A 14,129-nucleotide genomic window follows, 5' to 3' on the forward strand; every position below is an offset into this window, starting at 1 on the left:
GACACCTCCGGTTCGACTGACGGGACATTGGCAGCCCGGCAAGTCTAGTCGGTCATCGCTGCGGCGCGAGCCAGGTGTCGACGACCCGCCGATCCAGTTCTTCCCAATAAGCCATGCCCAGCACCCGGGTGGTGTTCAACCCGCGCAGATAGCCACGCAACTGATTGGCGGTATCGCGTTTGAGCTGCGCGTCGGTGATGTCCTTGTCCAGCAACACGTTTTCGTACTGCACCAGGTATTCGGCCACCCGCTCGCGAAAGTCGGACAAAACGGCGTCGCGGATCAGGTCAAAGGTTCTCAAATCGGCTTCCTCACTGTTGTTTTAGTCATTAGGGATGAGCGTGCATCAAACTTTATCGTCGGTAACTATCGCTAGAAGTAATAGTGACCATCACGAAACGCAAGTTCAGCTTTGCAGGCAATAGGCGGAAAATTGCCTTCATTGAACACCCAGCTCAAGGAAATTGCGCGATGAAGACACTGACCCGACTGGCGCTGACCGCTCTGCTGATGAGCGGCATGGTAGCCACGGCACCGTCTTACGCCGAAGACGCTTGTGCCTGTCATCTTCAGCCCAGCGCCGGCAGCAGCGCGACTTTGCAGCATTCGCAGAGCGTGGGTGTGTTGTACAGCGAAGACACCCGGGAAAACCTGCAATACCTGACGCGTTACCACGATATGGCGCTGCACGGGGCCAAGGATGCACTGGATTCGCGAATCCGTGCCGCGTTTGTCAGCAGCTCCGACCCGGAACTGGCGATCGACTGGTTGCTCAGCTCGTTGCAGCGTCAGTTCGTGTCGGTGACCGTTTACGACAACCTCGATACGCTGATTCTGGCGCATCCGGACATCGTGGTGAAACTGGATACCTTCAACCGCCTGCTGACACAGCAGAACAGCCTGTACGAAGCGCACTTCATTGCGCGTTTCTACGATGCCGACCTGCAGTACATCGGCAAGGCCGAAGGCGCGGTGGAGAAACAGATTCCGTCGGCCTGGGTACACGACAAAGCGGCGCACGAGATTGCCGCGCAGATCGAGCAACAACGTGACCTGCAACTCAGTGCCTTGAAGCAGTTCGATGCCTCGCTCAAGGCACTGGTGGCTTCCAGCTGAACACTCAAAACCAAAAGGGCAGCGGCGGCGCCGTGACGCTGAATCGCTGCCAGTTGAACCGAACCTTTATTTTCAGGATTACCCCGATGCGTGCTTTGTTTGCCCCGACCCTGGCCGTTGCTTCCTTGCTGCTCGCCGGTTGCGCCTCCGCACCGAACGACCCGACGCTGACCTTGCACACCAGCAAGACCCCGGCGCAATACGCCGACTGCGTGGTGCCGAAGCTGCAGAAGAGCGCGCTGAACCCGACCGTCTCGCAGACCCAGCGCAGCTACCGGATCGTGGTGCCGAGCAAAGTGTCGGCCGACAACGTACTCGAGGCCTACAGGGCCGGCAACGGCGGCAAGGTGTTCATCTACGAGCGCCACTTGCTGGCCTCCAACTTCCTGCCTTCAAGCTTTGAACGCGCTGCCCAGGACTGCATCTGACCCGGCTGCACAAACCGTTTTAACCGAGCTCCTTTGGTTGGCCGCAACCAACCAATCCTTTGCCCCGCACCTCATTCGGTTGCGGGGCTTTTTTTCGCCGGAGTTTTTGCGCTTCAGGCGACGTCGATCACCACCTTGCCAATCGCCTTGCCTTGTTGCACCGCGTCATGCGCCTGGCGCGCCTGGCTGAGATTGAAGCGATCGGCATGCATCAACGGCTTGACCTTGCCTTCTTCGATCAGCCGCGTGGCGTAACCGAGGATTTCCGCGTGGTGCTTGCGCCCGACACCGGTGAGCATCGGCAGCAGGACGAAAATCCCCGACAGCGTGGCACTGCGCAGCGACCCGGTGGCCAGATTGTGGGTGCCGAACGCCGCGCAACTGGTGACGTGGCCGTAGAGCCGGATCGCCGCGAACGAGTCATCCAGACTCTGGCCGCCGACGGTGTCGTAGATCACGTCAAAACCCTTGCCGTCGGTGAACTGATTCACGTACTGCTCCACCGGCACGCTCTGGTAGTCGATGGCCGTGGCGCCGTAGCCTTCGACAATCGAACGTTTGCCCGGCGAGACCGTGGCGAACACTTCAGCGCCCAGCGCGGCGGCAATTTGCACCGCCATGTGGCCGACACCACCCGCGCCGCCGTGCACCAGCACCTTCTGGCCGGCCTTGACATGCGCGCGGTCGACCAGACCTTCCCACGCGGTGAGGAACACCAGTGGCACCGCAGCGGCCTCACGGAAGTCGAGATTTTTCGGCTTGCGTGCCACCAGATCCGCATCCACCGCCAGGTACTCGGCCAGCGAACCGGGCAAGCCGCGCACGCCACCGACCATGCCGAACACCTCATCGCCCACCGCCAGATGGGTAACATCGGCGCCGACCGCTTCGATCACCCCGGCCATGTCAGTACCGAGAATCGCCGGCAGTTCCGGCATCGCGTACGGCGCGTTGCCGGTGCGGATCTTGTAGTCGATGGGGTTTACGCCACTGGCGATGATGCGCACCAATACTTCGTTGGCTTGCGGTACCGGGCGCTCGATCTGCGCTTCGCGAAAGCTGTTTTCAGCATAGTCATCAAGGATCAACGCGCGGATGGTGGATTGGCTCATTACGACGCCTCGCTGTCATTTCAGGGAAAGGGGCCATGGTGAAACCTGGCGGGAGGTTTGTCGACCGGATACGGTTCGCCGTTACCCAGCGTAGTCGCTGACTCACATTGAAGGTTGATTCAGCGTCATTACGTAGGCGCTGAACATGTCCGCCAGCCGATCGGCGAAGGCCGTGATCTCCAGGTCGCTGCGCGCAGTGCCGGAAAAGTCTTTGCCCACCGAACTGAGCGTGGTCAGGATCAGATCGCAGGCCGCGACGCGGGTTGGCTCATCGGATTCCGGCAGCAAATGCAGGATGAACGTGGCGAAGATCTGCCGTCCTGCAGCATGCACTTCGTGGGCCTCGGGCGCATCGCGATACAGCGGCGCCGCGTCATTCAACGCACCGCGCATCTGCGCTTCCTCGCACTCCGAACGAATGAACGCCTGCACCAGTGTGCGCAGGCGCGTCAGTGGCGGCTGTTGCTGATCTTCCAGAATTCGCCGCAGCATTTGCGTGGTGTGCAACCACTCATCGCTCTGTAAACGAAACAGGATCGCCGCCTTGTTGGGGAAGTACTGGTACAGCGAGCCGATGCTCACGCCAGCCTTTTCCGCGACCCGTGCGGTGGTGAATCGGGTCGCGCCATGTTCGGTCAAAACCTGAATAGCCGCCTGCAGAATCGCCGCGACCAAGTCAGCCGAGCGTGCCTGCTGCGGCTGTTTACGCGAGGAAATACGGGCGGTCTGACGATTGCTCATGGGTGGCTCGGGCCTCGGGGGAAACGCGAATAGCGGATCGAGTGAATCACTCGCATCATTTAAATGCGACGAATCACTCGCATCTTAATCCTCCATTGACGGAAAGCAATCATGACCACCCTGACTTCTGAACCATTGGCCAGCCTGATCGAACGCCTCTACGGCCAGGCCAGCGCCGCCACCAGCCCGGTGCTGGAAACGGTGTCGGGCGCGGAGCGCGAGCGCCTGATGCACAGCAAGACCGAGTACCTGCAACTCTACGCCATGCTCAAGGACCTGTGGCTGCCGGTCTCGCGCGACACCGGCAAACTGCTGTACATGCTGGCGCGCAATACCAGGGCCAAAGCGATTGTCGAGTTCGGCACCTCGTTCGGCCTGTCCACTCTGCACCTGGCGGCGGCACTGCGCGACAACGGTGGCGGCGTACTGATCGGCAGCGAATTCGAACCGTCGAAAATCGCCCTGGCGCGCCATCACTTCATCGAGGGCGGCGTCAGTGACCTGGTGGAAATCCGCGAAGGCGATGCGCTCGTCACGCTCGCCAGCAACCTGCCGCCGTCAGTCGACTTGCTCCTGCTCGATGGGGCCAAGGCGTTGTACGGCGACGTGTTGAGCCTAGTGGAAAAACACCTGAAGCCGGGCGCGCTGGTGGTGGCGGACAACACCAACTATTGCCCGGAATATCTGGCCCATGTGCGTGCGCCACACAACGGTTACCTGTCGGTGCCATTTGCGGATGACATCGAGTTGTCGATGCGGCTGGGGGATTACGCGTAAGCCGCGAAAGGCCTTGCAGATCGCTATTGTTCCAGCCAGTCAGGCTACCTGCGCCTTGGCGCTGGCAATCGAAAACGCCTTCGGCAGGTGGGCGCCATTCTTCGCGGCCAGAATCTCGGCCATCACGCTGACCGCGATCTCCGCCGGTGTCTTGCTGCCAATGTAGATGCCGATCGGCCCGTGCAGCCGTTCGAGTGACGCCTGGGTCTCACCAAAATGCTCGATCAGACGTTCGCGGCGCAGCTGACTGTTGCGCCGCGAACCGATGGCGCCAATGTAAAACGCCGGGCTGTGCAGGGCTTCGAGCAGTGCCAGATCGTCGAGTCGCGGATCATGACTCAAGGCGACGATGCAGGTGCGCAGATCGACCGCGAAGTCGCGCACCACGTCATCGGGCATGCCGATAATCCGCTCCACGCCGTTCACCGCCCAGGTTTCGATGTATTCGGCACGCGGATCGCACACCGCGACCTTGAAGCCGTTGAACAGCGCCATGGTCGCCAGGTACTCGGCCAGCGCGCCGGCACCGATCATCAGCAGCCGATACCCCGGCCCCAAGGTATTGAGCATCTGTTGGCCGTCGAAACTGAATTGCTCAGGAGTTGCCGTGGCGTCCAGCGTGACGCGACCGCTGTCCAGTGCCAGGCAGCGGCGCACCAGTTGCCCGGCATCCAGTTGCACCAGCAGTTCGTCCAGCACCTGCCACGATGGGTTGAATTCCAGAATCAACTCCAGCGTGCCGCCACAGGGCAAACCGAAACGATGTGCCTCGTCGGCGCTGACGCCGTAGCGCACCACCTCGGGCGCACTGTCCTTGAGGCCGCTACCGCCATGGGCGGTGGTGTAGCGATCGATCAGGTCGTCCTCGATGCAGCCGCCGGACACGCTGCCGATCACGCGCCCGTCGTTGCGCAAGGCCATCATCGAGCCTGTCGGGCGCGGCGAAGAGCCCCATGTGCGCGCCACCGTGGCGAGCAATACTTGCTCTCCGGCGGCGAGCCAGTCCCGGGCAGTGCGCAGGACCAGCAAGTCGATGCTTTCCATCAAACGTTCCTCTAACGCATTTGCAGAATGATCGGGCTGCTGCTGGCCGGACCCGTGCGTTCACGCAGCTTGCTGACGGCCTGCGCTTCAACGGCACCGCCCTGATTGCCCCAGGTGCTGCGCATGAAGCTCAGCACTTCGGCGATCTCTTGATCCGACAACTGCTCGCGGAAGGCCGGCATGCGGTAGGCGTCCGGCACTCCGGCTGCCACCACTCGTTGCGAACCGTTGAGGGTGATGTTGATCGCCGAGGCACTTTCCTTGGCCAGTGCCGAAGTGGCGCCGGCCAGCGGCGGCATCCATTCGGATTGGCCCTTGCCGTCCAAACCGTGGCACGAAGCACAGCGCGTGACGTAGGTATGAGCACCGGGTGCGTCCAGACGTTCCGTTGCCGAAACCGCCTGGTACTGCCATGGCTGGCCGTCGCGCTGACGGTCCCCCGGCAATGACTTGAGATAACGGGCAATCGCGGTCAGATCGTCATCGCTCATGAATTGCGTGGAGTTGTTGAACGCCTCGGTCATCGAGCCGTAAACCACCGCGTGTTTGTTGCGCCCGGTCTTGAGGAATTGCACGATCTGCGGCTCGCTCCAGCGACCCAGACCAGTGTTGTGATCATCACGCAGGCTTGGCGCGTACCAGCCATCGAGCAAGGCGCCGGCGAGGTACGGCGTGGCGGATTCATCCAGGGCTTTCTCGTTGAACGCCAGACCGCGCGGCGTATGGCAACTGCCGCAGTGTCCTGCGCCTTGAACGAGATACGCGCCGCGATTCCACACGGCATCCTGCGACGGTTTGGCCACGTAAGGCTCGGTATCGGCAAACACACCGTTCCACAACGCAATCGGCCAGCGCAGGTTCAACGGGAAAGGAATCGCACTCGGGATATTCGCCTGCTTGACCGGTGCCACGCCTTTCATGAAGAACGCGTACAGCGCTCGCACATCGTCGTCACTGAGCTTGGCGTAGGACGGGTAGGGCATCGCCGGGTACAGACGACGGCTGTCGGGTGCCACGCCGTGGCGCACCGCACGGTCGAAGTCCGCCAGGCTGTAGCGACCGATGCCGGTTTCCGGCTCCGGGGTGATGTTGGTCGCGTGGATCGCGCCCAGCGGTGTGGCCATTTCCAGGCCGCCGGCGAACGGCGCACCGCCCGGCACGCTGTGGCACGCCACGCAATCGCTGAGTCGGGCGACGTATTCGCCACGCGCAACCAGCGCCGGGTCGATATCGGCCACGGCGGATTGGTTGTGTTCAAGGTGCGAGACAGGCTCGCGGGTGACATACCAGGCCAGCAGGCCTGCCGCGACCAGGCACGGCACTGCCAGCCAGCCAGCGGTTCTTGCGAATCGGCGGTTATTCATGGACGCTCCGGCGCTGATCAACTGAAGGTGTGTCGGCTCATGGGCAGGCTGCGCACCCGTTGCCCGGTCAGCGTTGCCACCGCATTGGCGACGGCGGGCGCGACAGCGGGCAACGGTGGTTCACCGATGCCGCCCATTTTTTCCCCGCTCTCGACCACACGCACGTGGACCCGGGCCATCCGTGAAGGTGGCAGAATCGGATACAAGTCGTAATTGCGCGCGCGCGGCTTGCCATCAATCCACACAGCTTCCTCCACCAGCGTCTGCGAGAGGCCCAGCGCCACCGCGCCATTGACCTGCGCTTCGACAATCGCCGGATTGACGATGCTGCCGGGGTCGATCGCCTGCCAGATGTCGTGCACCTTGACCTGACCGTTCTCGATGGAGACTTCGGCGATCACTGCCGTCTGGGTACCGAACGGCGACGCCATCGCCACGCCTCGCGCACGTTTGCTGCCGTCCGCCGCGGTGAACGGCCCACGCTTCCAGCCACCCGACAGCTCGCCCACTGCTTGCAGCAACGTGGTCAGTCGCGGGTTGTCGCGCAGTAGATGCAGGCGCAGTTCGAACGGGTCCTTGCCGCCCTTGTCGGCCAGTTCGTCAAGGAACGACTCATAGAAGAAGTCGTTGAGCGAATTGCCCACCGAACGCCAGTAACCCAGCATCGCCGGGCCTTTGGCGTAAATCTGCGCGATGCGCTTGTTGGGGATCGCATAGGACTTGCCCGACAAGCCTTCAAGCGCCGTCGGGTCGAGTTTTTCACCCTGTTTGCCGGCCAGCGCCTCGGTCGGGCCTTCGGTGGCGCTGATTGCTTCGATTGCCAGCGGCCAGCCGTCATTGTCCAGCGCGGCGCGGAAATTCACCGCCGCCACCGGACGCAGCACATCGCGCAGGAACTCTTCCTCGCGGCTCCAGATCAGTTTCACCGGGCGGCCAACCGCTTTCGATAACTCGATCGCCTGAGGGTAGGGACTGGCGGCGTCGTAGAGGAAATGCCGACCGAAGAAGCCCCCGAGCAATGGCGAATGCAAGGTGATGCGCGACGGGTCCAGCCCGGTGCGTTTGGCGATGTCCGCTCGGAACATGTCCGGCGCCTGATTCGGCAGCCATACCTCCAGCGAACCGTCGGGATTGAATCGGGCCAGCGCCGACGGCGGCTCCAACTGGCCGTGGTTCAGGTACTGGTTGTGGTAAGTGGCGTCAATCCGGGTCTTGGCGCTGGCCAGAACTGCAGCCACGTCGCCCTCATTTTCATCATCCCTGGCCGGGCCTTTGTCGTCAGCCAGGCGCTTGAGCCAGGCGTCGCTGGAAAAATCCGCGGGCATCGAGCGTACCTGGCTGTCGGCCGTGGGTTCCTGCCAGTCGACCTGTATTGCTTCCACTGCACGTTTGGCGTGCCACCAACGCTCGGCGACCACCGCCACGGCCCCCGGCAGGCGATGCACGGAATGCACGCCTTTCATCGCCTTGACCTGTTCTTCGTTGCGCAAGTTGCCCACGGTCATGCCCAAACGCGGGGCATGCTGAACGGCGGCGTGGAGCATGTCGTCGACCTTCAGATCGATGCTGTACAGCGCCTTGCCGGTGGACTTGTCGTAGGCATCGACGCGCTTCACCGGTTTGCCGATCCAGCGGAACTGGCTCGAATCACGCAGTTGCACCGAGGCCGGATCGGGAACCGGCAGATCCATGGCGTGCTCGGCCAGTTCGCCGTAGGCCAGCGAGCGGCCCGAACTGGTGTGCACGACTTTGCCGGGTTCGGTAGTCAGTTCGCTGACCGGCACCCCAAGCTGCTGCGCACCGGCCTGCAGCAGCATGGCGCGGGCGAGGGCGCCGAGGCGGCGCATCACCGGGTAACTCATGCGCACCGACATGCTGCCGCCGGTGATGCGCATACCGTTTTCCATCACTACATAGGCTTCGCCGGGCGGCGCGGCTTCGACCAGGAACGTCGCCGGGTCGGCATCCAGTTCTTCACCGACGATCTGCGCCATCGCGGTGAACGTACCTTGCCCGCCTTCCATGAACGGGCAGAGCAGGCGCACGCGGTTGTCCGGGCGAATTTCCAGAAACGCCGGAACCTGCGTGCCGCGCTCGGCAGTTGCGGCCGCCACTGCCGCTTGCACACGAGTCGCACCCAGCGGCAGGCCGAAACCGAGCACCAGTGCGCCGACGGCGGTGCCGGCCAGGAAACGTCTGCGCGACACGTTGATCGGTTCATGCAGGGCCAGTGCTGATGCTTCCTGAGCAGGATCGATACGCACGTTCATCAGGCGTCTCCCTTGCCGGCCAGCTCATGCACGGCGGCATGAATGGCGTTGTACGTGCCGCAGCGGCACAAGTTGACCATCGCCGCTTCGATCTGCGCGTCACTCGGTTTTGGGTTTTGCTTGAGCAGCGCCGTGGCAGCCATCACCTGGCCGGACTGGCAGTAGCCGCACTGGGCGACCTGCAGATCAACCCAGGTCGAGACCACGCGTTTGCCGACGTCATCGGCCTCGATCGCCTCAATGGTGGTGACCTCGCGGCCGACCACACCGGCCACCGGCGTGACGCACGAGCGCACCACGTTGCCGTCCACCAGCACGGAGCAGGCACCGCACTGCGCCAGTCCACAGCCGTACTTGGTGCCGGTCATGCCCAGGTCATCGCGGATCACCCACAGCAGGGGCGTATCGGCGTCGGCATCGACCTGATAGGTTTTCTGGTTGATTCGTAGTTCCATGGTTCACCCGCTCGATCATCGGTTGACGTGCATTTTTATAAACGGTGAAACGCTGCGAGGCGCCTCACCGGTAAAGCGTGTTCTTTTGCTCAACTGGCCGTATTGCCCAGCGCTTCTGCGGCGAAGGGGTCGCCACGCAGCAGCGCGATGTCACGACTGGGTGCGGTGCCGTACAGGCGTGCGTATTCGCGGCTGAACTGCGAGGGACTTTCATAGCCGACCGCAAACGCCGCTCGCGAAACGTCCAGACGCTCCATCAACATCAGCCGGCGCGCCTCGTTCAAGCGCAGCCATTTCTGGTACTGCAGCGGGCTCATGCCGGTGAGTTGGCGGAAGTGGTGGTGAAAGGTCGGTGCGCTCATCTGCACCCGCGCCGCCAGCTCATCGATGCGCAACGCCGCGCTGTAGTTGACCTTAAGCCAGTCGATGGCTTTGGCGATGCGATAACCCTGGCCATCGACGGCCGTGATCTGCCGCAGCCGCGCGCCTTGATCGGTATGGAGCAGCCGATAGTGGATTTCCCGCAGGATCAGCGGCGCCAGCACCGGGATCGCTTCAGGCTCGTCGAGCAGTGCCAGCAGGCGCTCGAGCGCGCCTTCCAGCGCGCACGACAGGCTTCCAATACCAGCGCCGGTGTTCATCGACGGCTGCCGTTTCGCGGGCAAGCCACCTTTGCTGAGGATCTCGGCGAGCATGCCGACATCCAGTTTCAGCACCAGCCCGACACAGGGCTGTTCGGGGCTGGCAAGCATCACTTCGGAATTGGCGGGCAGATCCAGCGAGGTGACCAGAAACCTTGAGGGATCGTAGCGGTAACCCTCACCGCCGACCCACAAGCGCTTTTCCCCACGGCCCACCAGAATCAGGCTCGGCTCGATCATACACACGCTCGGTGGCGCCGGCTGATCGCGGCGAAACAGCGACAGGCCGGGTACGGACGTGGCGAAGTCACCCGGCACACTCACGCGCGGGTCAATGTTCAACGCCAAAGGTGATTCGTGGCGCGCGGGGGTAGGGATCATGTCGGGTCGCTCCTGTTGCTCGAACTCTAGTCCGCCCAGCAGAGGTTTCCTATATACCGCCCTGCAACCTCAGAGGATCAGGCAAGCATTCAAGAGGAATGCACTAGGGCAGAGGCGAATCGACCGGGAGAATGTGTCAAACCATTACAGGAGAGCCACCATGCAAGTCTTCGCTTATGGCGCCCATGCGGGCGACAAACCGCTTGAACCTCTGCGCATCACCCGTCGCGATCCCGGCCCGGAAGACGTGCAGATCGAGATTGCCTATTGCGGTATCTGCCACTCTGACCTGCACCAGGTGCGGGCCGAATGGGAGGGCACACAATATCCGTGTGTGCCCGGTCACGAGATCGTCGGTCGAGTCACCGCCGTAGGCCAACAGGTCAGCGGCTTCGCTCCGGGTGATCTGGTCGGCGTCGGTTGCATTGTCGACAGCTGCAGGCATTGCGAAGAATGTGCCGAAGGCCTCGAAAACTACTGCGACGGCATGATCGGCACCTACAATTTTCCGACTGCGGATGCCCCCGGCTGGACCCTCGGCGGCTATTCGCAAGCGATCGTCGTGCATCAGCGCTACGCCCTGCGCATTCGCCACCCCGAGGCTCAACTGGCTGCCGTGGCGCCGCTGCTGTGTGCAGGTATCACCACCTGGTCGCCGCTGCGGCACTGGAACGCCGGCCCCGGCAAGAAAGTCGGCGTGGTGGGCATCGGTGGTCTGGGGCACATGGGGATCAAACTGGCGCACGCGTTGGGCGCGCACGTCGTGGCGTTCACCACGTCCGAATCGAAACGCGAGGCCGCGAAAAGCCTTGGCGCCGATGAAGTGGTGGTTTCAAGCGATGCGCAGCAAATGGCCGCGCACCTGAAAAGCTTCGACCTGATCATCAACACCGTGGCCGCCCCCCACGACCTCGACGCTTTGCTGGTGCTGCTCAAGCGTGACGGCGCGATGACACTGGTGGGCGCTCCGGCGTCGCCGCATCCATCGCCGAACGTGTTCAACCTGATCATGAAGCGTCGCACCCTCGCGGGATCGATGATCGGCGGCATTCCGGAGACTCAGGAGATGCTCGATTTCTGTGCCGAACACGGCATCGTCTCGGACATCGAGCTGATCCGTGCCGAGCAGATCAATGAGGCGTACGAGCGCATGCTCAAAGGTGACGTCAAATACCGTTTCGTGATCGATAACGCGACGCTGGCACCGTGAAAAACAGTGCGTCCGGGCAATCGCCCGGACGCCTCTCGCAATACAGGTAGTTCCAATGACTTCCCTTTCTACAGAACAACGCGGCTGGAGCGCGGTGTTGGCCATGTCGTTGGCCGCCTTCGCTTTGGTCGCCTCAGAATTCATGCCGGTCAGCCTGCTGACGCCGATTGCCGCCGATCTGCACATCAGCGAAGGCCAGGCCGGGCAGGGGATTTCCGTGTCCGGTGCATTCGCCCTGGTGACCAGTCTGGTGATTGCAGCGGTCGCCGCGCGTGTCGAGCGCAAAAAGCTGTTGCTGGGGCTGACCTTGCTGATGATCGTCTCGGGTACGGTCGTCGCGTTCGCGCCGGGCTACCCCTCGTTCATGTTCGGGCGGGCCTTGATCGGCATCGCCATCGGCGGTTTCTGGTCGTTGTCGGCGGCGACCGCGATGCGTCTGGTGCCGCCTGATCAAGTATCCCGGGCGCTGGCGATCGTCAACGGCGGCAACGCGCTGGCGACGGTCATCGCCGCTCCGGTGGGGAGTTTCCTCGGCGCGTTGATAGGCTGGCGCGGCGCGTTCTTCTGTGTGGTTCCGGTCGCCGCGCTGGCGGCCGTGTGGCTGCTGATCAGTCTGCCGTCCTTCAAGCTCGAGCGTCAGGCCGGTCGCGGCAACGCCCTGCGGCTGATGAAGCAATGGCCGGTCGCTTTGGGGATGATCGCTGTCAGCGTATTTTTCATGGGGCAGTTCATGCTGTTCACCTACCTGCGGCCCTTTCTGGAGGGGGTCACCGGGGGCAGCGTTGCAACCCTGTCGTTGATGCTGCTGGGGCTGGGGCTTGCCGGCCTCATCGGGACCTTTGTGATCGAAAGATTCCTCGACACTGGCCTGTACCGCACGCTGACGGTTATTCCGCTGATCATGGCGGTGATTGCGCTGGCCCTTGTGAACTTTGGCGCATCGCCGTTGCTGACCGCGGTGCTGCTCGGGCTATGGGGTCTGGTGGCCACCGCTGCTCCGGTTGGCTGGTGGACCTGGCTGGCACAGACCCTCCCGGAGGATGCCGAAGCCGGCGGAGGCTTGCTCGTGGCCATCGTGCAACTGGCTATCGCAGCAGGGGCCATCGTCGGTGGGCTGGCGTTTGACCTGAGCGGTTATAAAGCCACCTTCGAGCTGAGCGCTGCGGTGTTGGTGGTGGCGTCTGCGCTCGCCTGGCTTGCCGGTCGCAGTGCTGAGCAAGTGCATCTGGTCGAATCGAACGTGACCGGTTGAGAGAAGTGAGAGAGTGATCGTTGAGCGGGCAGCTCGGCTCCAGCAACGGATTTGCATATGACACCAAGTGTCATATAGTCTTTCGCGCATCACTCTCTCAGCCGCCCACCAAGGATTTTCAATGAACGTTCATTTCGTCGTCCACGAAGCATTCGAATCACCCGGCGCCTATGAGACCTGGGTGCGCGAGCGTGGCCATGAAGCGAGCTATTCGCGCGTTCATGCGTTTGAGGCCTTGCCCGCGAGCGTCGAAAACATCGACCTGCTGGTGGTGTTGGGCGGCCCGCAGTCGCCGGCGACGAGCAAAGACGAATGCGCGCACTTCGACGCGGCCGCCGAGCGCGATCTGATCGTCCGGGCGATCAACGCGAACAAGGCAGTGGTCGGCGTTTGCCTGGGCGCGCAATTGCTCGGCGAAGCACTGGGTGCTGCACATGGCCACAGTCCGGAAAAAGAGATCGGCAATTTTCCGATCACCTTGACCGAGGCAGGCAAGGGCAATGCCAAGGTGGCGCACTTCGGCGATGTGCTGGAAGTCGGGCATTGGCACAACGACATGCCGGGGCTGACGGCGCAGGCGAAGGTCCTCGCCGTCAGTGAGGGCTGCCCGCGTCAGATAATCGAATACGGCGATCTGGTCTACGGTTTCCAGTGCCACATGGAGTTCACGGCGGAGGTCGTGGAGCGCTTGATTGCCGCTTCCCCTGAAGAGTTGGCGGCAGCGGTGGATCGTCGTTTCGTTCAGCAGCCGGCGGCGCTTCGCACCAACGCGTATGAGCAGATGAACCTCAAGCTGTTCGAGTTCCTCGACAAGCTGATGGCGCAGTATCAGCAGCAACGCAAGGGCTAGGAATACCGCGCCAGACGCTCGCGCCAGTTGCCTCCGTGCGTGCGTTGGCATTCCTCCTCGGAGTCGAAACGCACATTGCGCTCTGAAGGGGACAGATCGATATCGGCCTCCTTTAGCGCAGTGGCCGTCAGTTCGAAGAGACGTGCCTTGGCGTCAGTCAGGGCGAGGTTTTTGTCGGCTTCAGTGTCGAACACCCAGATGACGTTCAGGGTTGCCGCCAGTGCGTTCAGGTCAGCGGTGTGGGTCAGCCAGGTGAAGCCTTTGATTTCGCTTTTTGCGGTTTCACACGCGTCGGTGAGCGTGGCAATCAAGCGCCGCTCGATCCGCGCCAGTTCACGTTTTCCAGGGGGCATTGCAGATCCTTTGACGACAGTGGTGGTGTGGTCTCACTGTAATTGCTGAGGTTCAAAAATCCTCATGTCCAACCCGAATTCCCTGTGGGAGCGAGCTTGCTCGCGAAAGCGCCAGGTCTGTTATGTCAGTGTTGA

Annotated in this window: 15 protein-coding genes; 6 read left to right on the forward strand and 9 right to left on the reverse strand. The window is 62.4% G+C overall.

What is annotated here, in order from left to right; genetic code table 11:
* Positions 1-52 precede the first annotated feature (52 nt).
* Positions 53-301, reverse strand: coding sequence for a hypothetical protein (locus tag ACIP8I_RS04695; RefSeq protein ID WP_400759057.1), 249 nt, complete (start codon positions 299-301; stop codon positions 53-55).
* Between the two features lie 170 nt (positions 302-471).
* Between ACIP8I_RS04695 and ACIP8I_RS04700 the strand changes: the two genes are divergently transcribed.
* On the forward strand, positions 472-1,116 hold the full coding sequence (locus tag ACIP8I_RS04700; protein ID WP_400759059.1) for an ATPase: 645 nt from the start codon (positions 472-474) through the stop codon (positions 1,114-1,116).
* Between the two features lie 86 nt (positions 1,117-1,202).
* Positions 1,203-1,544, forward strand: a complete 342-nt coding sequence (locus ACIP8I_RS04705; RefSeq protein ID WP_400759061.1) for a hypothetical protein — start codon at positions 1,203-1,205, stop codon at positions 1,542-1,544.
* Between the two features lie 113 nt (positions 1,545-1,657).
* On the opposite strand, the gene ACIP8I_RS04710 is transcribed toward ACIP8I_RS04705, so the two are convergent.
* Positions 1,658-2,656: a zinc-dependent alcohol dehydrogenase family protein gene (locus ACIP8I_RS04710; RefSeq protein WP_400759063.1), complete on the reverse strand. Its 999-nt coding sequence runs from the start codon at positions 2,654-2,656 to the stop codon at positions 1,658-1,660.
* 102 nt (positions 2,657-2,758) lie between these two features.
* Positions 2,759-3,397 (reverse strand): TetR family transcriptional regulator, encoded by a 639-nt coding sequence (locus ACIP8I_RS04715; RefSeq protein ID WP_400759065.1) that lies wholly within the window; start codon positions 3,395-3,397, stop codon positions 2,759-2,761.
* A 111-nt stretch (positions 3,398-3,508) separates the two neighbouring features.
* Between ACIP8I_RS04715 and ACIP8I_RS04720 the strand changes: the two genes are divergently transcribed.
* On the forward strand, positions 3,509-4,174 hold the full coding sequence (locus tag ACIP8I_RS04720; protein ID WP_367084213.1) for a class I SAM-dependent methyltransferase: 666 nt from the start codon (positions 3,509-3,511) through the stop codon (positions 4,172-4,174).
* A gap of 39 nt (positions 4,175-4,213) precedes the next feature.
* On the opposite strand, the gene ACIP8I_RS04725 is transcribed toward ACIP8I_RS04720, so the two are convergent.
* The 5 genes from ACIP8I_RS04725 to ACIP8I_RS04745 form a co-directional block, all read right to left on the reverse strand.
* Positions 4,214-5,218, reverse strand: a complete 1,005-nt coding sequence (locus ACIP8I_RS04725) for an XdhC family protein (protein WP_367084214.1) — start codon at positions 5,216-5,218, stop codon at positions 4,214-4,216.
* Positions 5,219-5,229: 11 nt separating this feature from the next.
* Positions 5,230-6,582 (reverse strand): c-type cytochrome, encoded by a 1,353-nt coding sequence (locus tag ACIP8I_RS04730; RefSeq protein WP_400759067.1) that lies wholly within the window; start codon positions 6,580-6,582, stop codon positions 5,230-5,232.
* Between the two features lie 17 nt (positions 6,583-6,599).
* On the reverse strand, positions 6,600-8,852 hold the full coding sequence (locus ACIP8I_RS04735) for a molybdopterin cofactor-binding domain-containing protein (RefSeq protein WP_400759069.1): 2,253 nt from the start codon (positions 8,850-8,852) through the stop codon (positions 6,600-6,602).
* The gene (locus tag ACIP8I_RS04740) at positions 8,852-9,307 is read right to left on the reverse strand and encodes a (2Fe-2S)-binding protein (RefSeq protein WP_027613020.1); all 456 of its coding nucleotides are present in this window, start codon (positions 9,305-9,307) and stop codon (positions 8,852-8,854) included. The genes ACIP8I_RS04735 and ACIP8I_RS04740 overlap by 1 nt, the downstream gene beginning before the upstream one ends.
* A gap of 89 nt (positions 9,308-9,396) precedes the next feature.
* Positions 9,397-10,329 carry an AraC family transcriptional regulator N-terminal domain-containing protein gene (locus ACIP8I_RS04745; RefSeq protein WP_400759072.1) on the reverse strand — a complete coding sequence of 311 codons (933 nt, stop codon included), beginning with the start codon at positions 10,327-10,329 and terminating at the stop codon, positions 9,397-9,399.
* Between the two features lie 160 nt (positions 10,330-10,489).
* Between ACIP8I_RS04745 and ACIP8I_RS04750 the strand changes: the two genes are divergently transcribed.
* From ACIP8I_RS04750 to ACIP8I_RS04760, 3 genes are all read left to right on the forward strand, one after another.
* Positions 10,490-11,539, forward strand: a complete 1,050-nt coding sequence (locus ACIP8I_RS04750; protein ID WP_400759075.1) for an NAD(P)-dependent alcohol dehydrogenase — start codon at positions 10,490-10,492, stop codon at positions 11,537-11,539.
* A gap of 55 nt (positions 11,540-11,594) precedes the next feature.
* Complete coding sequence (locus tag ACIP8I_RS04755; RefSeq protein ID WP_400759077.1) at positions 11,595-12,791, forward strand: MFS transporter; 1,197 nt, start codon at positions 11,595-11,597, stop codon at positions 12,789-12,791.
* A gap of 121 nt (positions 12,792-12,912) precedes the next feature.
* Positions 12,913-13,641, forward strand: a complete 729-nt coding sequence (locus tag ACIP8I_RS04760; protein WP_367084220.1) for a type 1 glutamine amidotransferase — start codon at positions 12,913-12,915, stop codon at positions 13,639-13,641.
* On the opposite strand, the gene ACIP8I_RS04765 is transcribed toward ACIP8I_RS04760, so the two are convergent.
* Positions 13,638-13,994, reverse strand: a complete 357-nt coding sequence (locus ACIP8I_RS04765; protein WP_007960501.1) for a hypothetical protein — start codon at positions 13,992-13,994, stop codon at positions 13,638-13,640. The genes ACIP8I_RS04760 and ACIP8I_RS04765 overlap by 4 nt on opposite strands.
* Positions 13,995-14,129: the final 135 nt, after the last annotated feature.

The sequence above is a fragment of the Pseudomonas sp. NPDC088414 genome, from assembly GCF_044753325.1.
GTDB lineage: Bacteria > Pseudomonadota > Gammaproteobacteria > Pseudomonadales > Pseudomonadaceae > Aquipseudomonas.